The 22,074-nt window shown below is 61.9% G+C and carries 20 protein-coding genes and 1 pseudogene; 13 read left to right on the top strand and 8 right to left on the bottom strand.

Going from position 1 to position 22,074, the window contains the following annotated elements:
* Nucleotides 1-176: 176 nt before the first annotated feature.
* Nucleotides 177-473: a co-chaperone GroES gene (groES, locus tag CIT26_RS31790; RefSeq protein ID WP_006203049.1), complete on the bottom strand. Its 297-nt coding sequence runs from the start codon at nucleotides 471-473 to the stop codon at nucleotides 177-179.
* Between the two features lie 326 nt (nucleotides 474-799).
* Here groES and CIT26_RS31785 point away from each other — a divergent pair, with 326 nt between their 5' ends.
* On the top strand, nucleotides 800-1,732 hold the full coding sequence (locus CIT26_RS31785; protein WP_095496234.1) for a bifunctional helix-turn-helix transcriptional regulator/GNAT family N-acetyltransferase: 933 nt from the start codon (nucleotides 800-802) through the stop codon (nucleotides 1,730-1,732).
* A 45-nt stretch (nucleotides 1,733-1,777) separates the two neighbouring features.
* Here CIT26_RS31785 and CIT26_RS31780 read toward each other — a convergent pair whose 3' ends face one another.
* Nucleotides 1,778-2,611: an AraC family transcriptional regulator gene (locus tag CIT26_RS31780; protein ID WP_095496247.1), complete on the bottom strand. Its 834-nt coding sequence runs from the start codon at nucleotides 2,609-2,611 to the stop codon at nucleotides 1,778-1,780.
* A 249-nt stretch (nucleotides 2,612-2,860) separates the two neighbouring features.
* Nucleotides 2,861-4,255 (bottom strand): FAD-binding oxidoreductase, encoded by a 1,395-nt coding sequence (locus CIT26_RS31775; RefSeq protein WP_245319632.1) that lies wholly within the window; start codon nucleotides 4,253-4,255, stop codon nucleotides 2,861-2,863.
* 119 nt (nucleotides 4,256-4,374) lie between these two features.
* Here CIT26_RS31775 and CIT26_RS31770 point away from each other — a divergent pair, with 119 nt between their 5' ends.
* From CIT26_RS31770 to CIT26_RS31755, 4 genes are all read left to right on the top strand, one after another.
* Entirely contained in the window at nucleotides 4,375-5,283 is a 909-nt protein-coding gene (locus tag CIT26_RS31770; RefSeq protein WP_095496233.1) for a LysR substrate-binding domain-containing protein, read from the top strand.
* Between the two features lie 205 nt (nucleotides 5,284-5,488).
* A complete protein-coding gene (locus CIT26_RS31765) occupies nucleotides 5,489-5,968 on the top strand; it encodes a MarR family winged helix-turn-helix transcriptional regulator (protein ID WP_095496232.1) in 480 nt (159 codons plus the stop codon).
* Nucleotides 5,965-7,143 (top strand): HlyD family secretion protein, encoded by a 1,179-nt coding sequence (locus CIT26_RS31760; protein WP_095496231.1) that lies wholly within the window; start codon nucleotides 5,965-5,967, stop codon nucleotides 7,141-7,143. Before CIT26_RS31765 ends, CIT26_RS31760 begins: the two co-directional genes overlap by 4 nt.
* 445 nt (nucleotides 7,144-7,588) lie before the next feature.
* The gene (locus CIT26_RS31755) at nucleotides 7,589-9,124 is read left to right on the top strand and encodes a DHA2 family efflux MFS transporter permease subunit (protein ID WP_095496230.1); all 1,536 of its coding nucleotides are present in this window, start codon (nucleotides 7,589-7,591) and stop codon (nucleotides 9,122-9,124) included.
* 28 nt (nucleotides 9,125-9,152) lie between these two features.
* Here CIT26_RS31755 and CIT26_RS31750 read toward each other — a convergent pair whose 3' ends face one another.
* Nucleotides 9,153-9,668 carry a CAP domain-containing protein gene (locus CIT26_RS31750; protein ID WP_095496229.1) on the bottom strand — a complete coding sequence of 172 codons (516 nt, stop codon included), beginning with the start codon at nucleotides 9,666-9,668 and terminating at the stop codon, nucleotides 9,153-9,155.
* Nucleotides 9,669-10,431: 763 nt separating this feature from the next.
* On the opposite strand from CIT26_RS31750, the gene CIT26_RS31745 reads away from it, so the two are divergent.
* From CIT26_RS31745 to CIT26_RS31725, 5 genes are all read left to right on the top strand, one after another.
* Entirely contained in the window at nucleotides 10,432-10,647 is a 216-nt protein-coding gene (locus CIT26_RS31745; protein ID WP_095496228.1) for an aroma-sacti cluster domain-containing protein, read from the top strand.
* A 135-nt stretch (nucleotides 10,648-10,782) separates the two neighbouring features.
* The gene (locus CIT26_RS31740; protein ID WP_167391606.1) at nucleotides 10,783-11,859 is read left to right on the top strand and encodes a radical SAM protein; all 1,077 of its coding nucleotides are present in this window, start codon (nucleotides 10,783-10,785) and stop codon (nucleotides 11,857-11,859) included.
* Nucleotides 11,856-12,875 carry a radical SAM family protein gene (locus CIT26_RS31735; protein WP_095496226.1) on the top strand — a complete coding sequence of 340 codons (1,020 nt, stop codon included), beginning with the start codon at nucleotides 11,856-11,858 and terminating at the stop codon, nucleotides 12,873-12,875. The genes CIT26_RS31740 and CIT26_RS31735 overlap by 4 nt, the downstream gene beginning before the upstream one ends.
* Nucleotides 12,872-13,567 (top strand): iron-containing redox enzyme family protein, encoded by a 696-nt coding sequence (locus tag CIT26_RS31730; RefSeq protein WP_095496225.1) that lies wholly within the window; start codon nucleotides 12,872-12,874, stop codon nucleotides 13,565-13,567. The genes CIT26_RS31735 and CIT26_RS31730 overlap by 4 nt, the downstream gene beginning before the upstream one ends.
* A 29-nt stretch (nucleotides 13,568-13,596) precedes the next feature.
* Nucleotides 13,597-15,249: an aspartyl/asparaginyl beta-hydroxylase domain-containing protein gene (locus tag CIT26_RS31725; protein ID WP_167391605.1), complete on the top strand. Its 1,653-nt coding sequence runs from the start codon at nucleotides 13,597-13,599 to the stop codon at nucleotides 15,247-15,249.
* Nucleotides 15,250-15,565: 316 nt separating this feature from the next.
* Here CIT26_RS31725 and CIT26_RS31720 read toward each other — a convergent pair whose 3' ends face one another.
* A complete protein-coding gene (locus CIT26_RS31720; protein WP_095496223.1) occupies nucleotides 15,566-15,931 on the bottom strand; it encodes a winged helix-turn-helix transcriptional regulator in 366 nt (121 codons plus the stop codon).
* Between the two features lie 107 nt (nucleotides 15,932-16,038).
* Between CIT26_RS31720 and CIT26_RS31715 the strand changes: the two genes are divergently transcribed.
* The gene (locus CIT26_RS31715) at nucleotides 16,039-16,743 is read left to right on the top strand and encodes a glutathione S-transferase family protein (protein WP_095496222.1); all 705 of its coding nucleotides are present in this window, start codon (nucleotides 16,039-16,041) and stop codon (nucleotides 16,741-16,743) included.
* A 101-nt stretch (nucleotides 16,744-16,844) separates the two neighbouring features.
* Here the strand turns inward: CIT26_RS31715 and CIT26_RS31710 are convergent, their stop codons facing one another.
* The gene (locus CIT26_RS31710) at nucleotides 16,845-17,216 is read right to left on the bottom strand and encodes a winged helix-turn-helix transcriptional regulator (RefSeq protein WP_095496221.1); all 372 of its coding nucleotides are present in this window, start codon (nucleotides 17,214-17,216) and stop codon (nucleotides 16,845-16,847) included.
* A gap of 94 nt (nucleotides 17,217-17,310) precedes the next feature.
* On the opposite strand from CIT26_RS31710, the pseudogene CIT26_RS31705 reads away from it, so the two are divergent.
* Nucleotides 17,311-18,058, top strand: a pseudogene (locus CIT26_RS31705) (SDR family oxidoreductase).
* A gap of 132 nt (nucleotides 18,059-18,190) precedes the next feature.
* Nucleotides 18,191-19,018 carry a DUF2189 domain-containing protein gene (locus CIT26_RS31700; protein ID WP_095496220.1) on the top strand — a complete coding sequence of 276 codons (828 nt, stop codon included), beginning with the start codon at nucleotides 18,191-18,193 and terminating at the stop codon, nucleotides 19,016-19,018.
* A 12-nt stretch (nucleotides 19,019-19,030) separates the two neighbouring features.
* On the opposite strand, the gene CIT26_RS31695 is transcribed toward CIT26_RS31700, so the two are convergent.
* Entirely contained in the window at nucleotides 19,031-19,663 is a 633-nt protein-coding gene (locus tag CIT26_RS31695; protein ID WP_095496219.1) for a LysE family translocator, read from the bottom strand.
* Between the two features lie 164 nt (nucleotides 19,664-19,827).
* Nucleotides 19,828-21,774, bottom strand: a complete 1,947-nt coding sequence (locus CIT26_RS31690; RefSeq protein ID WP_095496218.1) for a pilus assembly protein — start codon at nucleotides 21,772-21,774, stop codon at nucleotides 19,828-19,830.
* Nucleotides 21,775-22,074 lie beyond the last annotated feature (300 nt).

Genomic DNA, 22,074 nt, shown 5'->3' with positions numbered 1-22,074 from the left:
CACGTTGCGGCCCTTGGGGCCGAGCGTGACCTTCACTGCGTCGGCGAGGATGTTGACGCCGCGCAGCATGCGCTCACGGGCATCGCGAGAAAATTTTACGTCTTTGGCAGCCATTTTTAGCTCCTGGCAGGGGCTTGAATTGAGCCCGAAGATTTAAGTGACGGTGAGGCCGATATTCAGCCGATGATGCCCATGATGTCGGATTCCTTCATGATCAGAAGGTCTTCGCCATTGAGCTTGACTTCGGTGCCCGACCATTTGCCGAACAGGATGCGGTCGCCGGCCTTGACGTCCAGCGGGACGAGCTTGCCGGCTTCGTCGCGAGCGCCGGAACCAACGGCGATGATTTCGCCTTCCTGCGGCTTTTCCTTTGCCGTGTCGGGGATGATGATCCCGCCGGCAGTCTTGGATTCGGATTCAACCCGGCGTACGACCACGCGGTCATGAAGCGGGCGGAACTTCGACTTTGCCATTTTTTATTCCTCGATGAGAATGGTGAGAACAGTTCCTCCGTCCGGCGACGCCGGACCTACGCTTAGCACTCACCAATGGCGAGTGCTAACGTGGCGGTGAGATAAGCCGGTGGCTGGCGAGAGTCAAGGCGCTGAGTGAGCCGATCGACGCCCGGCGATGAAGTACTGCGCCTCGGCGAAGCAAGCACCAAAAGACGGCACCGTCCGCCAGCGGATGGGATCCGGTCGGCACGATGCGCACTTCGTCGAACCAGCTGCCCCGGCTCGTCGATGATATACTTGACTAAGTCAAGTAAGTGGTTGATCTTGTGCTGTAGGAGGATGCCATGACGATCCATCAACCCGGCAAGGAGCGGATCGATGCGGTGCGGGGCTTCAACCGCTTCTACACCCGCCAGATCGGTCTGCTCGACGAAGGGCTGCTGAAAAGCGCCTTCTCGCTGACCGAGGCTCGTGTACTCTATGAACTGGCGCATCGCGATGGCCTGACCGCCACCGATCTTGTGCGCGATCTCGGTCTCGACCCCGGCTATCTCAGCCGGTTGTTGAAAAAGTTCGAGGAGCGCGGCCTGGTCGAGCGCGCGGCGACGGAAGCCGATGCGCGGCGCTCGTCGATCGCGCTGACGCCGGCGGGAAGGGTGGCGTTCGCGCCGCTGAACCAGGGTTCGCACGACCAGGTCGCGGCCTTGCTCGACCGGCTTCCCGCTCCGGAACAGGACAGGCTGGTCAAGGCGATGCAGACGGTGCAGAGCCTGCTGGGCGATGGCGCGGAGCCCAAAATTCCCTACATGCTGCGGCCTTTGCAGGTCGGCGATATCGGCTGGGTCATCCATCGCCAGGGCCTGCTCTACGCGCAGGAATATGGCTGGGACGAAACCTACGAGGCGCTGGTCGCCGAAATCCTCGGCGCCTTTGTCAAATCCTTCGATCCGAAATGGGAACGCAGCTGGTTCGCCGAGCGGGAAGGGGAAGTCGTCGGCTCGGTCTTTGTCGTGCGCCAGTCGGACGCGGTGGCGAAGCTGCGCCTGCTCTATGTCGAACCCTCGGCGCGCGGTCTCGGCATCGGCAGGCGGCTGGTCGAGGAATGCATCGTCTTTGCTCGTGCGAAGGGATACAAGAGGTTGACGCTGTGGACCAATGACGTGCTCACCTCAGCGCGCCGCATCTATGAGGCGGCCGGTTTCAAGCTGGCCGACGAAGAGCGCCACCACGCCTTCGGCAAGGATCTGGTCGGCCAGAACTGGAACCTGGAGCTGTAGCAGCGCTTCCTGCGCTTCGGCGTCGGGCCTGCGGCCGGCCGCATCTCATGCCTTGACCGGTATCCAGATTTCCAGCCCGCCATCGCCGCTGCGCGGATAGAACTCGGGGCCGTAGCGCTCGAATTCGGGCGCGTCGGCGACCTCGTGCCCGGAGGCCGGCAGCCATTTGTTCCAGATCGTGTTGACCGTGCGGCGGATGGTCGAGATGTGGTCACGATGGGCGAACACGGCGTATTTCTGCGCCGGCACTCGCACGCGCGAAAACTCCCTCGGCAAGTCCGAAAAATCGGACACCTCGACGCCGGCGATATAGTCGAAATTGCCTGCGTCGTCGCCGTTGACGCAGACGCCATAGGCGACGTCGCCGATCTCGCCTGGAATGTTGCCGATATAAGGGCCGAACCGCTGCCACTGCATCGGGATGCCGGCGCTGGTTTCGCAGCTGTAGCGTTCGCCGAGACCGGCGATGAGAAACGGCCGGCTGGTTTCAAAGCGCGGCGGCTCAAGATTGGCGAGGAAGGACTGGTCCATCAGGATCGGCTCCACGAGATCGAGATTGTCGAGCGAGCCTTGCGCGCGCACCAGTTCCGGCGTGGTGCCGAACTGGTCGCGGAAGGCGCGGGTGAAGGCCTCATGCGAGGCGTAGCCGGCGTCGAGCGCGACCGAGAGGATGTCGGGTGCGCCGGCGGCGAGCCTGCGCGCCGCTTCGGTGAGCCGGCGCGAGCGCAGGTAGCCCATCACCGAACGGCCGGTGGCCGCGCCGAAAGCCCGCGTCACCTGAAAGCGAGACACGCCGCTGCTCTTGGCGACATCGTCGAGCGACACTGCTTCCGGCAGATGGCTTTCGACGAACCACAGCGCTTTTTCGGTTGGGTTCATATGGCTCCTCTTCGCATTGGCCAGATCATTGTGCCGTCTGCTTGCACAGTCTTTTTGATCGAAATTGCGCATCGCGCAAAATTGAAACGATGATGATCGTCAGCGCCGCCGACGCTCATGCTCATATTGAATTGAGTTGTAGTCGATGAAGCCGGGCGTGTTGCCAACCCAAGGCTTGTCGCTTGTCGATCGGGTTACCAGTCGACGTACTAAGTCCGCTTTCGGACCCGAAGCCGCGGCGGAAATCGCTCAGATCGTCGGCCTGATGTTCTGATTCAAGCGGAAGAAATTGGTAGGATCATACTTGTTTTTTAATGCAGCCAACCTCGGGTAATTCTCGCCGTAAGCTGCCAGAACCCGGTCCGTGCCCTCTTCGCCGAGATTGTTGGCATAGACGCCGCCGGTCGAGAACGGTCTCATCGCGTCCCATAAGCCACGCGCCCACCGGATGTGCTCTTCGTCATCGGCCGGATCATTCCAGATCGAGATCGGGAAGCAATCGTAAAGCGCGTCTCTGTTTGCGTAAGGGGTTTCGGCTGTCGGCACACGCGAGATTGCGCCGCCAACCTGCTGCAGGACAAGAAGCGACTCGCTGGGCGCGGTTGCGTAAGCCGCGAGCAGCGTATCGATCGCCTGATCTGTAATTTCGCGCATGAACTGCGCCTTCCAGTAGTAGCGCCGTCCGCGCGGAAAGATGCTGTCCCCAGCCGATTGGATCTGAAGATACGAGACCGCAGCAATCCGGTCTTCTACCGGCGTGCCGTGTTCTCTCAACGGTTGGATAATTTGCTCGCCCTCGCCGAGCGGGCCGATGTAACACGCCGAGATACTGAAGAAGCGTTCGCCTGAGGGCGCAGTCACAAGCGCTGCATCCAGGCTCAGTTCATCCGGAGCCTTGCTTGAAAACGTGCGGTAGAACCGCATTGCTTCGCGGGCATGATCGTAGCGGTGCAGCATGGAGCCGGCGATGAGCAAGGGACCCACGGGATGAAGCCTGTATTCGAAGGCTGTAACGACCCCGAAGTTGCCGCCGCCGCCCCGTATGCCCCAGAAAAGATCCGCGTTTTCCGCCGCGTTTGCCTTGAGCAGCCGTCCGTCCGCCGTCACGATTTCGACTGCTATGAGATTGTCGCAGCTCAGTCCATGTTTGCGGCCAAGCTTGCCGAACCCGCCACCGAGTGTCAGTCCGGCTATGCCGGTATCGGCGTTGACGCCCATGGTCGTCGCGAGACCATGGGCCTGCGTGGCGGCGTCGAACTCTCCCAGGTTCAAGCCGGCCTCTGCGCGCGCAACCCGGCGGACCGGGTCGACCTCGATCCGCTTCATGCGCGACACATCAATTACCACGCCGCCATCGCATACCGAACTGCCGGCGACGTTGTGACCACCGCCGCGAACGGCGACGAGAAGGTTTTGCGACTTGGCAAAGCTGACGGCTGTGACGACGTCTTGAGGTTCGACGCAATAGATCACCGTTGCCGGTCGTTTGTCGACCATTCCATTCCAAACTCTGCGTGCCAGGTCATAGCCAGGATCATCCGGAAGGATCAAATCCCCGCGAATTGTCTGCCTGAGGCGCGTGATGTCCGATGCCTGCAGAGCTGGCTCGGTCCCGGAATTCTCCGCAAGCTTGAGCATGCTCATTGAGGGACTCCCTTCGTGATCCGGGGACAGGCTAGGCTCCATGATCTCATGGGCCTTCATTCGCCGCAAAGTCGAATATCTCAGTCGCTAGATGAGCTGGATTCATCTAGACTGGATGAATGAGAAAACTTCCGCCGCTCGGATCTCTTCGCGCCTTCGAGGCTGCCGCCAGGCGAATGAGTTTCAGGGAGGCTGCAATCGAACTTGGTGTGACGCCCACGGCTATCAGCCACCAGATTCGATTGCTTGAGGGCATCTGCGGACAACCCTTGTTTCGGCGGCGCCCGCGACCGCTTGTGCTTACGGACGTGGGCGAACGGCTGTTCCCGGTAGTTCGGAACGGTTTCGACGCCTTTGCCACCGCAATTGCATCAGCTTCGGCCGGCGTCGGCCAACGCCCGCTGCGGGTGACGAGCCCGAATGCATTTGCCAGCCGATGGCTGGTGCCGCGCCTGCCAAAATGGCGGGAAGAGCATCCGGAAATTCCGCTGGAGATTATCGGAACCGACTCGGTGCTGGACCTGCGCGCCGGCAATGCCGATGTTGCTATCCGTTATGCACGCAGGATGCCTCCTGACCTTGCTGCTCAAGAAATCTTTCGGGACAGGTTCTTTCCGGTATGCAGCCCGCAATTGCTCGCGAAGGGGCCCCTGCAGATCGAGCGGGCCGCCGATTTGCTGCAATATCCGCTCATCCATTTTGATTGGATGAACCGTGATCGCGAAGCACCGACCTGGTCGCGATGGCTGGCGATGGCACGCTCTGTCGATCCCGGCATCCCGGATACCAACAAAGCATGGGACCTGAGCTTTCGCGAAGAATTGCATGCCATCGACGCGGTCGCGGCGGGACAGGGGATCGCTATCTGCAGCGACGTGGTCGTTAGCCGCGAACTCAAAAGTGGAGCGCTGGTCAAGGCACACGATCTCTCTCTCCCCGGCTACGGCTTCTATCTCGTATGCGTACCTGATCACCCCCTGCAGCCGCACATCGAGGCCTTTTCCAACTGGATGAGATCGGTGGTGTAAGCACTGGTTCAAGCATGACTATCGGTTCCATTGGATGAGTCCGGCGTCGGTACAAAACAGAAGTCAAGGGAACGCGGGGTTTGCTTCATTGCCATCCATGAATCGCTAACCATGATCGCCGCTGCATGGCTGCCATGCACACTTGCAGGCTTCTGGCACAATGCGGCATCTTGAATGATAAGCACGCTTATAATATGTGCCGCTTATGGTTTCCGACGGCATCGACAGATTGGGCTTTTTGATCCACGACGTGCAGCGCCTGATGCGCAAGCGCTTCGAGGAGAGGGCCAGCGGGCTCGGGCTTTCCTCGGCGCAATGGCGGCTCATGGTCCGCGTCGCCAAGGAAGAAGGCATCACGCAAGCGCGGCTCGCCGAACTTCTCGAGATCGAGCCGATCAGCGTGTCGCGCCTGGTCGACCGCATGGAGGAGAGCGGCTGGATCGAGCGCCGTGCCGACGCCGCCGACCGCCGCGTTCGCATGATCTTCCCGACCGCCAAGGCGAGCGAGGCCTACGCCGAGATCAAGAGCCTTGCTGGCGAAGTCTATGAAGAATCGCTGACCGGCGTGTCGCCGCAAGATCGCCGTGTCCTGATCAAGGCACTGGAGGCGATGGCCAAAAACCTGGCGGACGGCGAGACGGCGTCCGGCGAAAAAGCCGAGAGTACAGAAGGCGCAGCAGCATGAACGCGGTAGCCAAGGTAGATGAGAATGCGACCAAGCTGGAGATGGAAGCTCCCGCGCAGCCGGCGGCAACTCCGGTTACGGTCGCTCCGCAGGTAGAACCGGCGGCGGTGGCGCCGAAGAAGAAGCGCCGTGCCGGCCGCTTCCTTTTGATGTTTGCGCTCCCCGTGGCACTGATCGCCGGCGGCAGCTACGTCTGGGTGACCGGCGGCCGCTATCAGGAAACCGAGAACGCCAATCTGCAGCAGGCCAAGGTCTCGATAGCCGCCGATACGGCGGGCCGCATCGTTCAGGTCGACATTTTCGACAACCAGTCTGTCAAGCAGGGCGACGTGCTGTTCGCCATTGATCCCGAGCCCTACCGGATCGCACTTGCCCAGGCCGATGCGGCGGTGGCCGGCGCGCGCCTCAATGTCGAGCAGCTGCGCGCGGCCTTTAGCCAGGCGGTAGCGCAGGAGAAGTCCGACGCCAGCCAGGTCGACTACGCGCAGTCGCAATACGACCGGGCCGCCGACCTTGCCCGCAAGGGCATCAACGCCGAGTCGTCGCTGGACGAGGCCAGGAACGATCTCGACAAGGCCAAGCAGCAATTGGCCGTGGCCGAGCAGGGCATCCTCAGCGCCAAGGCGGGCCTTGGCGGCAATCCCGATATCGAGACCGACAAGCATCCGACCGTGATGGCGGCGCTCGCCGCGCGCGACAAGGCTGCCTACGATTTGGCGCAGACCACGGTCACGGCGCCGGCCGACGGCATCATTAGCCAGGCTGCCTCGTTCAAGGTCGGCCAATATGTCGGCTCGGGTACGCCGCTGTTTTCGCTGGTCGAGACCGGCGATACCTGGATCGATGCCAATTTCAAGGAAACCCAGCTCACCCATATGAAGCCCGGCCAGAAGGCCGAAATTGTCGTCGACACCTATCCGGGCAAGACGTTCGAAGCCACGGTCGAGGCGATCGGCGCCGGCACCGGAGCCGAGTTCTCGCTGTTGCCCGCCCAGAACGCCACCGGCAACTGGGTCAAGGTCACCCAGCGCATTCCGGTGCGCCTGCAGCTGGCCGATGCCGACGCCAAGATGGTGCTGCGCACCGGCATGAGCGCGACGGTCACGGTGGACACCGGCGTTTCCCGCGGCTTTCCGAGCATATTCGGCCACGCCACGGCAGGTGAGGCGCTATAGACCACCTCGTTCCATTGGATGATGAGGTCTGAGACGCAACAAGTAGAATGCAGGCCGCGCAGGGAGAGGAACGCAGCTGACAGGATTGGTCCGATCGGGGATGCGGTGAGGGTTGGGGTTCGGACCGGGCTGCGTCGCGGCCAGATCGAAGCCTGAACAACCGACGCAGGCCCCTTCGGCCCTCAGGTTTCCGGGCGGCAGGCGCCGTTATCGAGACGCTCGGTCGATATAACCCCCACATCGATTTCGCGTCCCACCGTGATGAGGGTCTCTCCACACCGAAGGCCTCGCCGCCCGGAAGCCTGGCGCATCGGCCCGAAAATCGGAATCGATTTTCGGAAAGCACGATGCGCAGACTCAAAGTACTAGAGCGTACTTTTTGCGTCCAAATGGACGCACGTCGCTCTGGTTACACGTTCTTGTTACCTGCCGGAAGTTCCACATCATGAGCACGCCAGAACCCTTTCGCGAAGTGCCGCATCGCGGCCTGATCACCGTGGCACTGATGCTGGCGACGATCATGCAGGCGCTCGACACCACGATCGCCAACGTCGCGCTGCCGACCATGACCGGCGACCTCGGCGCCTCCCCCGACAATATCAACTGGGTTTTGACCTCCTACATCGTTGCCGCAGCGATCATGACGCCGGTGACCGGCTGGCTGGCCGACCGCTTTGGCCGCAAGGAGCTGTTCCTGACGGCGGTGGTCGGTTTTACCATCTTCTCCATGCTGTGCGGTCTGGCATGGAGCCTTGAAACCATGGTGCTGTTCCGTCTCATGCAAGGCGTATTCGGCGCGGCGATCGTGCCGCTGTCGCAGACCTTCCTGCTCGACATCAATCCGAGGGAACGCCACGGCCAGGCGATGGCTATCTGGGGCGCCGGCATCATGCTGGGACCGATCCTCGGCCCGACTCTGGGTGGCTGGTTGACCGAGAATTTCAACTGGCGCTGGGTGTTCTTCATCAACCTGCCGGTCGGCATCATCGCCTTCCTCGGCATGGCCGCCTACTTGCCGGCCGTTGCAAGGCGGATACGCAGCTTCGATTTCTTCGGCTTCGCCATGCTCTCGCTTGGTGTCGGCGCGCTTCAGCTGATGCTTGATCGTGGCGGCGAGGTCGACTGGTTTTCCTCGGTCGAGATATGGATCGAACTCGGTCTTTCCATCACCGGCTTCTGGGTGTTCATCATTCACACCTTGAAGGCGGAGCAGCCCTTCATCGACCCGAAGATATTCCTCGACCGCAATTTTGTCACCGGACTGGCGTTCATCTTTGTCATGGGCGTGCTCATTCTGGCGAGCATGGCGCTGCTGCCGCCAATGCTGTCGACCATCTTCGGCTATCCGACCCTCACCATTGGCATCGTCTTAGGACCACGCGGCGTCGGCACGATGATTGCCATGCTCGTCGTCGGCCGCATCATGCACAAGGTCGATGCCCGAATCCTCGTCGTCATCGGCTTCCTGCTGACCGCGCAATCGCTCTACACCATGTCTAGCTTTTCACCGCAGATGGACAACTGGCTCATCCTCAGCTCCGGCGTCATCCAGGGCCTTGGAATGGGAATGGTGTTCGTGCCGCTGTCGACCGTGGCCTTCGCCACGCTGGATGCACGCTTCCGCACCGATGCCACGGCGTTATTCAGCCTGGTGCGCAATCTTGGCTCGTCGATCGGCGTATCGGTGGTGACGGTTCTGCTGGTACGCAACACGCAGGTCAATCATGCCGAGCTCTCGGCCTACATCAATCCGTTCAATTCCAACCTCTGGGCGGCGTCACCGGCAGCGGCGGGCGGCGATCCGACGGCGCTTTCCCAAGTGGACGGCATGGTCAATATCCAAGCGATGATGATCTCTTACGTCAATGACTTCAAGCTGCTGATGATGATGACGCTGATTGCCATCCCGTTCGTTTTTCTGCTGCGCAAGCCAAAGGCTGGTCCGACCACCGGCGGGGCGCCCGCCGCGCATATGGACTGACGACTCGTCGACGTACCGGTCACGCCTCCTACTTGCCCAGAACAAGGCTCCAGTAGCGCAGCGAGCTGTCGCGGCCATCGCGGACATAGGCCAGGCCGAAGCGGGTGAAGCGCGGGTCGAGCATGTTGCGGCGGTGGCCGGCCGAATGCATCCAGATGTCGAACAGCTTCTGCTGATCGAAACGGCCCTCGGCGATGTTTTCAGCGGCAGCATCGCTAATGCCGTTGCCCTTGACGCGCGAGGCAAATCCCTTGCCCCAGCCGGTGGAGTGGGTCATGCGGCCGCCGCGCGCCATATAGCCGGACTGCTGCAGGGCTGCCTGTTCGAGCTGAGGGTCGGCGACAAGCGGTCCAAGACCGGCTGAGGCGCGGATGCCCGCCAGTGTGCCGGCGGCGGAGGCAGAGACACCGGCGCCTTCGCCGGTGGGCAGCACGGTGGCGCAAGCGGCAAGCCCGACCAGTGCGGCAAGGCCGGCAGCCCTAAATAGCATTCGCCTGTTAAAGTTTGATCGGGCATCGGAATTTTCGATTTTGGCAACGGTCATGCCCGACTGACATGGCGGAGATGATGGCTTTTGCCGGGCAGGCGCTCAAAAATCTCGCTCACACAAATTTGCGGTTCGTCGCCCTAGTGGGAAATCTGACGCGTCGTACCGAGACGGAATACCAGATTGACCCATCGGTGACCTCCACCGGTGTGCGCGAATGACTGTTTCGCGCCGCATGTCGGCCATTGAGAGAGTCTTTGCCGCTTCCCGAAGCGGACATCATGGGGGACACGCTGTAGGTCTCCGTTGCGCCATAAGCGGCCTTGCCGTCTGCGCCTAGCGGCGAGCTCGTCCACTGCTTCTTGACAGCTCCAGTCAAGAGTCCCTCGGATGCCGGCCGGCTACGCCGATGGCGTGATCACGTCGTATGGTTCATGCATTGATCGTTTCGGTGACGTCACCAAACAGGATTCCCGCCAAGGCCATCGCGATGTTCCAGCGGTCGCCAATTGCCCTTAGTGGACGCCCCACAGATCAATCGCCTGTAAATCCTCGCATAGAGTTCTTGTCGAGTGGCACCGTCGCCGCAAGTCGCGCCTGGCGGTGAAGAGGTAGCGGCCAGCGTTATCCCGGAATATGTCAAGAGTGTTTCAAATTGCGACGATCATAACAACTTCGCGTTAGTCGTAATAAGAAAATTAACCGTCACTTTCTCCGAGTAACGACAAATAACTTGCGGTCAACTTCGAGTTATGCGCAACATGATCGGCTTGAATATGGACTGAGTTGTTGGTGAACTTCTAATTAACGGAGAAGTTACATGCCCGCATCAAAAGAACTCACTAGTGCACGCACCCTCCGCATCCGCAAGAGTGGCCTTCAGATCGATGCACTCAGCGATGAGCTGAAGGCTCAGGTGGCGCTTCTCGACGACGACGAGATTGCAGTCCTGGAATCGGTGAAGGAAAAGCTCAATCGGGGCCTGGCAGAAAACCTGAAGAACGCCGCTGACACCGTGGGCGGCTTTGTCTGGTAAGATCTAGGCCATCTTAGGTTGCGGGCACGCCCCGGGGAGCCAGCTCGATTCCTCAGCGGTTACGGCGCGCGTCCGCAACATTCAGCAGGAATGCGTCGATAAGATTTCAGTCGTCACTCGATCCAGGGGACGAGCGTGCATCTTATTGAGATCCTCAATCTTCGACCCACTGTTGCCGCGGGTGTCTCGATCGGCATTACCCGTCGCTGTCCACTACATTGCGCACATTGCTCCACAAGATCGAGCATGGACAGCGAGCAGGCTCCGGAATGGATATTCGAGCGTTTCGTCAGCACGTTCCGCCCCGATAGCCGACCGGAAATTCTCGCACTCTCTGGTGGCGAGGCGCTACTGCGACCCGAGCTGGTGCGCATGCTGGCTGAGCGCGCGCGACGCGTTGGCACGCGGACCAGTGTGCTTTCGGGTCTTTTCTTCGCCGGTGCCGCTCGCATTCCCCCGTCAATTCTGAAAGCAATCGACGCGGTGGATCATTTTTCAGTCAGCCTCGATGTCTTCCATGAGCGCGAAGTGCCTAGGGCTCGAGTCTTTGACATGCTGGAACAGGTGCTCGCCAGGGGGAAGGATGTGAGCCTCCACCTCGTTGGCACCGACGCCGACGATCCCTACCTGGAGCGTCTGATCGGCGATGTGCGGGCACGCTTTGGTACGGCGGTGCCGATGCTCGTGAACGCACTTTCTTATTTCGGGCGCGCACGCGCATGGTTGCCGAACGACCGGGCAGCGCGCGGCGGGGAGACGAGCGCCCAAGATGCCAATCCCTGCGCCATGGCCGCCTGGCCGGTTGTGGGGTTCGACGGTTGTATCGCCGCCTGCGGTAATGACGACGCGCTCGACGAACGCCCCGGCCACCTGATCCTAGGCCATGCTGCGACCGACGATTGGCAGACCATACGCGAGCGCTCGCTCCAATCGAACGTGCTGCGAGCGATCCGTCTATACGGACCCGAGGTGACGGCGCGCCGGGTGGGGAATACGCCCTCGAGTTGCGACGGATACTGCGGCACCTGCATGGCACTCTCCAAGAACCACGCCGCCGGTCCACCGCTTGAGGCCTTGATGCAGCGGCCTACGACCAGGATTCTCGAAGCGGAAGTTCAAGCCCTGCTGGCCGACGGAGGCGCGGACGCATTCATCCGTCGCCATGGCATCGCGCGCTATGCCGAATTGGCACATCTGGGGGAACCGGCATGACCGTGATGGCACCGAGCACTGATGCGCGGCTGACGCATCTCGAGATCGAGCGCATCCGCCATGCGCGCCGCCGATCGATCCTCCTCTTCCTGACCGACCGGTGCCCGGTCGGCTGTCGGCATTGCTCGGTCGACTCGCGCGCGGACAGCCCAACGATCCGGGATTTCGCGCTGTTCGAGGAGATCGTGGGCTGGATCGCGAGAGACAGTGGGTTCGACGTTGTTGGCATCTCCGGGGGAGAGCCCTTCGTGGAGCGCCGGGGGTTGACGCTGGCCTGCCGTCGTCTGAGCGGAGCGGGCAAGCGGATCGTGGTGTTCACAAGCGGCGTCTGGGCTCGCCAAACCCCCGGGCCGGGCTGGATCCGGGAAGTCCTCGACCGCTGCGCCTGCGTCTACCTTAGCACCGACGCCTTTCACGGGAGCCAGATCACCGACGCTCAGTTTGTCCGCGCCGTAAGGGCAATAGTGGCAGCGGGCCCCTGGTTGGTGATCCAGGGGCTCGACGACGCCGAGACGGCAGCGCGCATCGACAGACTGCTAACCGAGGCCCTTGGCCCTGACTGGCGCCGCACGGCCGAGGTAAACTTGATTGCGCCGCTCACCAACGGCCGCGGCGCCTTGACCTTCAGTCGCGAAGCGCGGACCGCCGGCGCTAGCTTTGGACCCTGCACGCTCGTGCGAAACCCGATGGTGCGCTACGACGGCACTGTAAGTGCCTGCTGCAATGAAAGCGTCATCATGGGGTTCGGACCGGCCCGTCTGCGCCGGCGGGTGGACTCTGCTGGCGATCTAGCCGCAGCCGTCGGCGCGTTCCATGGCGACCCGCTGCTTCGGGTTATCGGCGAGACCGGCTTTGGAGGCCTGACCCAGCATCCTCAGCTGCGCGACCTGGCGGAGGAAAAGTTCGGCACGAATTGCGAGCTTTGCTGGAAGGTATTGGCCCGCATGCCTGACGCCGGCCGGCCCGATCGGCTCGTGGCGGCGATGGCCGAGCTTCAGACGGAGGATGTTCCGTGACGAGTCGGACGGCCAGCGCGCACCTTTCAGCCAAGCTTGATCTCGTTCACGGCGCCTTCGTGGCCTATGCGCGCAAACTCTGGAGCGGCCCGGATGTGCGGGACGTCTATCCGGTCTACCTCAGAGTGATGCACGCGGTCGTGCGATCGGCCGTACCGCTGATGGAAGCGGCGCTTGCCGAGGCGCGGGCACGCGACGAGACGACCCCGCTTACCGCCGAGCTGCTTGCCTACTACGCTCACCACATGAAGGAAGAAGCCGGCCACGACGGCTGGCTTCTGGAGGACTTGGCAGCGACCGGGCACGATCCGGCAGAGGCCCTAGATCAGATCCCGCCGCCAGCGGTCGCGGCAATGGTCGGCGCGCAGTATTATTGGATTCGTCACTTCCATCCGGTTGCGCTTCTTGGCCATATCGCGGCGATAGAGGCATATCATCCGCCTTCCGGTTTTGCCCTCCGACTGGCCGAGGCGACGGGCTACCCCCCAGCGGCGTTCCGGTCGATCTCGCGCCATGAGGTCCTCGACATACACCACCGGCGTGACCTCTTCGAATTGATCGACCGGATACCTCTCAAGCCTCACCACGAGAAAATCATCGCGGTCAGTGGACTGCACACCATTGAGACGGGGATGGATGTGCTCGAATTCATCCACGCCACCGCCGCCCGCGAGCGCAAACCGGCACAATGAGATTGATTTTGAAAGAGGAGCACCGGATCATGACCACAGCCCTCCAGTCCGGTAACGCATTTCGCCCGATAGCCCACGAGCTAGAGCCGATCCTGCAGGTGTTGGCGGAACGCGGAGCCGGCCGCGAAGGCCATGGGCGGGGCACGGTGCTAGGGCACCTTACGGGCACGTATGACGTATTGATAGGTTGGGGGCAGCCGGAGCGGGTATGTCTCGCGGGTCTTCTCCACAACGCCTATTCGACCGATGCCTTCGCGGGCGCGATGTTTCGTCCCTCCGAACGCAATGTGGTCCGCGGCCTCATCGGGGCAGAAGCCGAGCAGCTGGTTCACCAGTTCGGCGGCCTGTCGCGTGACGAGCTTTTCCAGACGCTTGGGTCGGGTCCGCCCAGCGGACGCCAGACCCTTAGCCTCCCCGATCGACGGGGCGGTCCCGCGCTGAAACTGAGTTCGCACGACATCGGCGACCTTCTGGTAATCTACCTCGCCAATGTGGCCGATCAGGCCTGCATGAGCGATGCCGGGCCAACTTACTGGCTCGCCTCTGCCTCGCAGCTCGCCGTCTTGGCGGCGCGCCGGGCCGAGGTAGTACCACCGGTCCTCGATCATTGCCGAGCGACCGTTTCGACCGATGCGGAAGAGGTGGGACTCGAAGCATACGACACCGCGCTGCGCTTCGTGGCGCGGGACCGGGCAGCGGCCGTCGAGTGGCTTGAACTCGCCTCGCGGTATTTACCATGGGTTGGCGAGCCGCTGATTTGGCTGGGCGCGCTTTACCTCGTTGCCGGCGAAGCCGCGGCGGCAAGGATTGCTGCTGCGGAGGGCGCGATGCTGATGCAAAAATGGGGCACACCTTGGGATAAGCGTCTGAAACTCTCGGAATGGGTGGGTCTCGCCGAGTGTCTTGCGTCGCGACGCAATGAAGGGCCGACGCTCGCCACGGCGCTCGATGCAGTGACGGCGTCCCCGCGCGATCTCGTTTTGGCGCTGGCCAACCTGGCCACGCCTGACGCTGCTGCGCGGTACAATATCGGAGCGGACAAGCCCGCGCTTCCCCCGCGCTTCCGAGCCTACCTCGCGCGTCAGGCTTCTGACTCAGAGACGCGGGTCGGCGTCAGCATGTACCCCGGCCTCACTGCGCGCCCCTGGCACTCGGCAGAGCGATTTCCCATCGCTTGCGCACTCGAAAACTCGGCTCGCGCCATCGCTCTGGAGTTCGCGGCACTTCGCCCCGAACTCTTTTGCGACGAGGCCGAGGACATTGCTCGCACCGGCCGCTGGAGTGTGCTTTTCTTGGAAAAGAATGGGGTACGACGGGACGAGGTATGCAACCTCTGCCCCACTACCGCAGCAGTGCTTGAAACCCATCGCCAAGAAATCGGCGGTGCCGGCGTGGCCTACTTCTCCTGCCTGGATCCGGGCACGCGCATCGCCCCCCATCGAGGGGCCACTAATACCCGCTTGCGCTTGCACCTCGGGCTTGAGGTACCTACCGAATGCGGCATGTCAGTTGGGGGAGTCGACGGGCACTGGCAGGAGGGGCGCTGCGCCGTATTCGACGACAGTTTCATCCATAGCGTCTGGAACGACAGCGCACGTCGCCGCGTGGTGCTGATAGTCGACCTCTGGCATCCGGATCTCACACCGCACGAGGTGGCCGTGCTTCAATGGATCGGCGGCTGATTCCCAGCTTTTTGCACATTCATTCTACGCTGAGCACACTGCGAGCGGCAGCATTTGGGGCTGCCTTCGACGTTAAGGACATCGTCCGCTTCGGGCCAGTCTGAGACCCTAGTCCCACCGGGCTGGATGTCCGCTATCCACTTTCCGACGCCAGAAGCTGCCAGTCAACTTCCGGCCCCGAACGCGACGTTAGAGTATCTGCTCGGCAATGATGGCTTCTGGCGCTGCGCGCGCATCCGGTATCCGGCCCGGACGGCAGATCCGACCCAAGCGGTTGCACAGCCTATGGTTGCAAGCGTCAGATTTTTACCACCGGCTAGGCCGCCTTCACGAACTTAGTTTCCGCCGTCGATGAGACCCCGCCGGCCCGATCGTCCTCGGTATCTTCCCACCAGTCGCCCAGGGCGTCGATGAGCGGCACAAGCTTGAGACCCGCTGCCGTGAGATCATAGTCCACGCGTAGCGGATAGCCGGCATACGCCGTTCGACGCACGATCCCGGCTTCCTCCAGCTTGCGCAGTTCCAGCGCCAGAATGCGGTGCGACACGGTCGGGTTGTCACGCCTCAGGTCGCTGAAGCGCTTGGTCCCGTCCTTGAGATAGTAGAGCAGCAAGGTCGGCCAGCGACCGCTGAGCACACGCATGGTCTCTTCGATCGGGCAGCGTGAGACGACATCTTTCATGGCGGGTCCCTGGTTACAGAATAGTGCGTAATTTACATGGGACGACCAGCGTTTAGGGTCAAGCTTCGCTGCGCAGCGTGATCCCTAAACATGGAAGAGACAAAGAAATGGAACCTATCCTCCTCTACGGTGTCCCGGCGGGAAGTTCGATGGGGCTAGTCGCTGCTTTTGAACGCGCCGGACAGCCCTACCGCCTGTGTCGGGTCGACATGCTCACCGAAATGAAGAACGACGCCTATGCCAGCATCAACGGCCGTCAGGAAACGCCGGTGTTGATCACCGACGAAGGCAGGGTGCTCACCGAGACCATGGCGATTGCCGCTTGGCTCGAAGCCCGCGACACGCAACGTCGCATCAGCTTCGATCCTCGCTCGCCGGAAGCTGACCGGATGCATCAGCTGATGGCTTTCGTGAACACCGGTTTCACCGCCGCTTTCACCCCGCTCTGGGCTGCATATGAAATGGAATCGGCCGAGCCGGTCCTGCTGGCGACCTTGCGTGACTTTGGCCGCAAGGCCGTTACCGAGCGCCATGACCGGCTTGAGGCGATGATCGTCGACACCGCCTTTCTGGTCGGCGATCGCCTGACGCTTGCCGACACCACGCTGATTGGCGTGGCACGTTGGGCGGAATTCCACCAGGCGGTCGACGGGGCGGCTTACCCCAAACTGGCCGCCTTGCGCGGCAGGATCGAAGCCGATCCGTCCGTACGCTACGCACAGGCTATCGAGGATGGTGAAAACCCAGCTGGTTCGGGCGCCTGCCTCGGCCACGTCCCGCTGGCCGAGGTGATCGATCGCTTCGCGGCCTAGTTTTTGTCACGCATCTCAGCTGCGCGGCGCCGCAGTGTGGCGCCGCGCGGTGACCGCCCGCGGCTTTGGCCGGGCAGGGCAAACAATCCGTCCACGATCGGTCAGGTGATCAGGTGGGATGCGTTGACACGCATCCAGTCGGCAAGCGAATCCAGCGTGCCACGCAAGGTTCTGCCCATCGGCGTTATCTCATACTCCACGCGAGGCGGCATCTCGGCATAGACCTTCCGATAGACCAGACCGCGATGTTCGAACAGGCGCAGCTGCCGCGTGAGCTCCTTTTGCGTAATCGGCGCGACGGCCCGCTGGAGTTCGCCGAAGCGGATCGGACAACCGGTGACGATCAGGCGATAAAGAATGGGAATGGCCCATTTCCCCGAAACCAGATTGACGAAATCGATCATCGGGCAACGATCGGTCGCGTTATTTCCGCCTTCGACTGGCGGCGCCTCGATGGCTTTTGCCTGTGCCATGAAATTATTTCCTTTAGTACCCATTCGGTGCCTACTATACAAAGCATACTATCGTGTCGACAATGCCGTTCTCATCTCTTTGGGAAGGCAAATCATGGGTCGCTTGAAAGGCAAATATGCCCTCATTACCGGGGCAACCAGTGGCATCGGTCTCGAAACCGCGCGCCAGTTTCTGGCCGAGGGCGCTACCGTGGCAATCACTGGCAGGAGCCCGTCCGGGCTAGAAGCTGCGCAGCGCGAACTGGGCGGATCGGCGCAGGTGATCAGGAATGATGCCGGCAACCTCGCCGATCAGCGTGCGCTTGCCGCCGAGCTTGCGCAGTGCTGGCCTCGGCTCGATATACTCAACATCAATGCCGGCGATGTGGTGCACCAGCCGCTGCAGGATTGGGATCAGGCGGTCTACGACCGCCTGATACAGACCAATCTGAAGGGGCCGTTCTTTCTGATCCAGGCCCTTGCCGATGTTTTCCAACCCGTCGTCGATCATCCTGTGCGGCTCGGTGAGTGCCCATATCGGCCTGCCCCAGAGCAGCGCCTACGCCGCCAGCAAGGCAGGCCTCCTGTCATTGGCGCGCACCCTCTCGGGGGAAATGATCGAGCGCGGTATTCGCGTCAATGGCCTCAGCCCCGGCCCAACCGAGACGCCGGCCCTGGGCAAGCTGGGTCTGCCCGAAGCAGAAGAGAAGGCGCTGGGCGATCGGATACGCGCGCTGGTGCCGATTGGCCGTATGGGCAAACCCTGGGAACTCGCCAAGGCGGCGGTGTTTCTGGCATCGGATGAGTCGAGCTTCGTCGTCGGCACGGAACTGCTCGTCGATGGCGGCGTCGGAAATCTATAGCCGGATTTACCATCGCGACCATCGACTTGGCGACAATCACCCCTAAATCAACTATCATAGTTCTTGTACGAGAAGTGGCAGCTATGGGCGGCCATCCTGGCGGTGACCGCCCCGACCCGCGGGAGAATGGTTATGGCCAGCTTTCATGTCATGTCGGACGCGCGTGGAATGCACGTGCAGCCCAGGGTGCGGCGCATCACCACGGCGGACCTGATGGATGTGCTGCGGCTCGGCGTCGAGGATTTCTGGGCAAAGCCATCGCATTACGTGTTCCTGTGCCTGATCTACCCGGTGGTCGGATTGATCCTGGCGCGGTGGACGACATCCGGCTCCAACGCCATCCAGCTCCTCTATCCCCTGATGTCCGGCTTCGCTCTGCTTGGACCCTTCGCCGCGATTGGTCTCTACGAGATCAGCCGCCGCCGCGAGCTCGGCATGGACACGTCCTGGTGGCACGCGCTCGACGTGCGCCACTCGCCGGCACTGCCGGCGATCGCGGTCATCGGCGCTATGCTGGTGGCCCTGTTCCTGCTCTGGCTGTACACGGCGCAATCGATCTACACCGGCCTGTTCGGCAATCAGCCGCCCGCCTCGATCGGCGGCTTTGTGCGCGAGGTGCTGACGACGCCCAAAGGCTGGACGCTGATCCTGCTCGGCAATGCGGCCGGTTTCGTCTTCGCCGCGATCGTGCTGGCGACCACCGTCGTCGCTTTCCCACTGCTGCTCGACCGCGATGTCGGCGCGGTCTCGGCAATCGAGACATCGGCAAGGGCGGTGATGACAAACCCGCTGCAGATGGCGCTGTGGGGCCTGATCGTCGCGGTGCTGCTGGTCATCGGCTCGATCCCGGTGTTTGCCGGGCTCGCCGTCGTCATGCCGGTGCTTGGCCATGCGACGTGGCATCTCTATCGCAGGGTGGTCGAACCGGAGCGGGCGCAGCAGGACCGGCGGCCGATGTAGGCTCGAGCAGCACTAACGCTGCGCGTCGGTCGCCATCTTCAGGGCCAGTGCGGTCAGCACCGTGCCCATCATCCAGCGCTGGATCACCAGCCATAGCGGCCGGCCGGCGAGGAAGACGGCGATCGAGCCGGCCGTAACCGCGATGATCGCGTTGACGGTGAGGCTGATCGCGATCTGCGTGGTGCCGAGCACCAGAAGCTGCGCCAGCACATGACCCTTGCCGGGGCTGATGAACTGCGGCAGCAGCGACAGATAAAGCACCGCCACCTTCGGGTTGAGCAGATTGGTCATCAGGCCCATGGCGAACAATTTGCGCGGCCTGTCCTTCGGCAGTTCCCGGACCTGGAACGGCGAGCGTCCGCCTGGCCTCACTGCCTGCCAGGCAAGCCACAAAAGGTAGAGCGCGCCGGCAAAGCGCAGCGCATCATAGGCGTAAGGCACGGCAAGCAGCAGCGCGGTGATGCCGAATGCCGCCGACAACACGTAGAAGACAAAGCCGAGCGCCACGCCACCGAGCGAGATCAGGCCGGCCTTCGGTCCCTGTGACAGCGACCGCGAGATCAAATAGATCATGTTCGGGCCAGGCGTCAGCACCATGCCGAGGCAGACCAGCGCGAAGGCGAGATGGTTGGTGGCTTCGGGCACAGGTGCATCTCCGGATGGCGGTGAGAACACTCACCATATGCTTTCATCACCGCAAGAGCATGAGGGCAGGAGCCTTTGCGCCAGCGCCGCTGTCAGCCGGAAGGACGATTAGGTCAGCGATCCTTGGCGCCAGCCTCTCCCTCAAGTCACCAGTCCCATCGCCTTCAGCCGACGATGCGCAGGTTCGACAATTCATTGGCGATTTCCTTGAAATTGTCCGACAGCGTCGCCCCGGTCGCGTTCCAGAACAGCTTGGCCGGTTTGGTCGGATCGGTGGGATCCATGCGGAAGCGCGAGTCCGACGAGCATGCCTTCAGCGCGTCGAGTGCTTTCTTGTCACCGGCATCGCTGGTCGACAGGTCGAGCGCGACGGTCATGACGAGAATGTTCGAATTCTTCGCGTTGGCGCAAAGGGTCTGCATCTGCTCGTCCAGCGCGGCGGTGTAGTTGGCGCCGGTGTAGGTGGTCTTGCCGATGTCGGTGCTCGTGTTCATGAACAGGCGCGTCACGCTTCCAGACCCCGGATATGTCAGACCGGTGTAGCCGTAAGCGGCATAGGTCGACCTGTTGTTGGCATAGCCGCTGTCGCTGACGGCGCTGTAGGTATTGGCGCCGTCAGTCAGCACGATCACCACTTTGTCGTTGCCCCTTTCAGTGTTCGGCCGGCCCTCGGTGAAAGGTTCGTTGCTCGATACCGTCCGCCAGCCCCAGGCAAGACCTTCCGGCACGTTGGTGTTGCCGTTCGGCGCCATGGCGTCGATGGCGCTCTTGATCTCCTCTTTCTCGGCAAGCTGGCTCACGTCCTTGAGCGTCGTAATCGGGTTGGTCGTGCAGGACGCATTCGGGCCATCGCCCGAGGCGGCCGACGTCGAGCCGTAGGGCTTGACCAGGAAATATTTGCGCATGTCCGACTGCCGCTGGGAAGCGGTTGGACTGTCGGCGTAATAGGGCCAGTCAGCCCACCAGTTGTTGCCGTAATTATACAACGTGCTGCCGACGTCGTTGACACCGTCGCGGTTGAAATCGAGCCAGAGGGTGCCAGCCTCGTCCGGTGCAAACATCGGCACGAACAGCGTCGCAGGCGTGGCGGTGTTCGGGGTGGTGTCGTCGTTGTTATACGGGTGCGGCCTCGCCTCCACGCAACCCTGCCAGCTCGCATAGCGGCTGGTGGTGTAGATATATTCCGGGGTTGTCCAGTGGCCGGTCCGGCAAGTGCCGTTTCTCCTGTATTCTTCGCAGATATATTGCTTGGTGTTGGGCACTTCTTCGCGGCCGGACTCGACGGTGATGTCGGCGTAGAGGCTGAAGCGGGTCAGTGGTTGATCCTGGGTGTCGCCCCAGCCGATGCCGCGCTTGTACCAGACGCCGTTGAACTTTTCGGCGTATTTGTCCGGATCGTTGGCGGGGGTCATCATCGTCCAGTCGAAATCCTCGTGCTGGATCGGGGAGATGCCGTCCTGGTCCATCCAGCTATCTTGGTCATGGGTGGGACCGACATTGACCGAAGCAGCGAACGGCACGAGGGAGAACTGCACCGGTTTGCTGACTTGCTTCATCTGTTGTGCCTGCAGCGCCAGCGTATCGACAAGCTGCTTGGCGGCTGTCTTCAGCAGGTCTATTCGCTTCGCGCCGGTGCCGGAACCAAGGTCGTTCATCGAACCGGAATTGTCGAGCACAAGGGCTACTTCCAGCGTGTTCTTGAGGCGGATTTCCGAGCACGCCGTGAAGGTTGTACCGCCCGTCAGCATGGCGGCAGCCGGCAGAAAATAGGGGCGATACGTCAGGCTGCTGCAGAGCTTCAACGTGCCGCCACCCGCATTGCTGTTGGGCAGGGTGACGGTAAGCAACGTATTGGCCGGATCGACGGGGCCGAGATTGGCTTCAAAGAAAGTCTTGGCATAGGCCTTCGCGGCGTCGTCGGTTGCGCCGGACACGATCTTATGAGCGGTAGCGAGGCCGGCGCCGTCCAGGGCATTCAACGTAGCGCTCTTCTGGCGGAGCAGTTCCGAGTAGTCGACGCTGAGCGCCAGGCCGCCCATGAGCGGCACCATGGTGATGACCGTCATCAGCGTATAGTTGCCACGCCGGTCCCTACCGAATTTTCGGATCATTGCCTTCAGCACCCCGCCAGAACCCCTTGTCGGCGAGTGATGCCACCAATCCTTGAATTTCAGATTGCTAAACTATGTCCAAGTCCGACACACTTTTTCAAAGCTCGTTAACCACGCCGCCGCTGGAGGCAATGCCGCCCGCGATCGGGACCGCCGCGAAGCCCCCCAGAATCGGCTAAAGCTCTGGAAAACGAGAATTTTTGTGCCGTGCGATCATGCCTTCATTTCGGGGCGGCGATGCTGAACGCGGCGAAAGCTGGTGACAGGGTCAAGAGCTTCGGTTAATGCGGTCCGGTCGCT

Origin of the sequence: Mesorhizobium temperatum, from assembly GCF_002284575.1 — a bacterium.
Lineage (GTDB): Bacteria > Pseudomonadota > Alphaproteobacteria > Rhizobiales > Rhizobiaceae > Mesorhizobium > Mesorhizobium temperatum.
Note: the sequence above shows the minus strand (reverse complement) of the source record. Positions and strands in the feature narration are given on the sequence as shown.

Excerpts from the sequence above, each read along its gene's own strand:
- groES (WP_006203049.1), bottom strand. The coding sequence starts at position 473 with ATGGCAAAGTCGAAGTTCCGCCCGCTTCATGACCGCGTGGTCGTACGC.
- CIT26_RS31785 (WP_095496234.1), top strand. The coding sequence starts at position 800 with ATGACGATCCATCAACCCGGCAAGGAGCGGATCGATGCGGTGCGGGGC.
- CIT26_RS31780 (WP_095496247.1), bottom strand. The coding sequence starts at position 2,611 with ATGAACCCAACCGAAAAAGCGCTGTGGTTCGTCGAAAGCCATCTGCCG.
- CIT26_RS31775 (WP_245319632.1), bottom strand. The coding sequence starts at position 4,255 with ATGAGCATGCTCAAGCTTGCGGAGAATTCCGGGACCGAGCCAGCTCTG.
- CIT26_RS31770 (WP_095496233.1), top strand. The coding sequence starts at position 4,375 with ATGAGAAAACTTCCGCCGCTCGGATCTCTTCGCGCCTTCGAGGCTGCC.
- CIT26_RS31765 (WP_095496232.1), top strand. The coding sequence starts at position 5,489 with ATGGTTTCCGACGGCATCGACAGATTGGGCTTTTTGATCCACGACGTG.
- CIT26_RS31760 (WP_095496231.1), top strand. The coding sequence starts at position 5,965 with ATGAACGCGGTAGCCAAGGTAGATGAGAATGCGACCAAGCTGGAGATG.
- CIT26_RS31755 (WP_095496230.1), top strand. The coding sequence starts at position 7,589 with ATGAGCACGCCAGAACCCTTTCGCGAAGTGCCGCATCGCGGCCTGATC.
- CIT26_RS31750 (WP_095496229.1), bottom strand. The coding sequence starts at position 9,668 with ATGACCGTTGCCAAAATCGAAAATTCCGATGCCCGATCAAACTTTAAC.
- CIT26_RS31745 (WP_095496228.1), top strand. The coding sequence starts at position 10,432 with ATGCCCGCATCAAAAGAACTCACTAGTGCACGCACCCTCCGCATCCGC.
- CIT26_RS31735 (WP_095496226.1), top strand. The coding sequence starts at position 11,856 with ATGACCGTGATGGCACCGAGCACTGATGCGCGGCTGACGCATCTCGAG.
- CIT26_RS31725 (WP_167391605.1), top strand. The coding sequence starts at position 13,597 with ATGACCACAGCCCTCCAGTCCGGTAACGCATTTCGCCCGATAGCCCAC.
- CIT26_RS31720 (WP_095496223.1), bottom strand. The coding sequence starts at position 15,931 with ATGAAAGATGTCGTCTCACGCTGCCCGATCGAAGAGACCATGCGTGTG.
- CIT26_RS31715 (WP_095496222.1), top strand. The coding sequence starts at position 16,039 with ATGGAACCTATCCTCCTCTACGGTGTCCCGGCGGGAAGTTCGATGGGG.
- CIT26_RS31710 (WP_095496221.1), bottom strand. The coding sequence starts at position 17,216 with ATGGCACAGGCAAAAGCCATCGAGGCGCCGCCAGTCGAAGGCGGAAAT.
- CIT26_RS31700 (WP_095496220.1), top strand. The coding sequence starts at position 18,191 with ATGGCCAGCTTTCATGTCATGTCGGACGCGCGTGGAATGCACGTGCAG.
- CIT26_RS31690 (WP_095496218.1), bottom strand. The coding sequence starts at position 21,774 with ATGATCCGAAAATTCGGTAGGGACCGGCGTGGCAACTATACGCTGATG.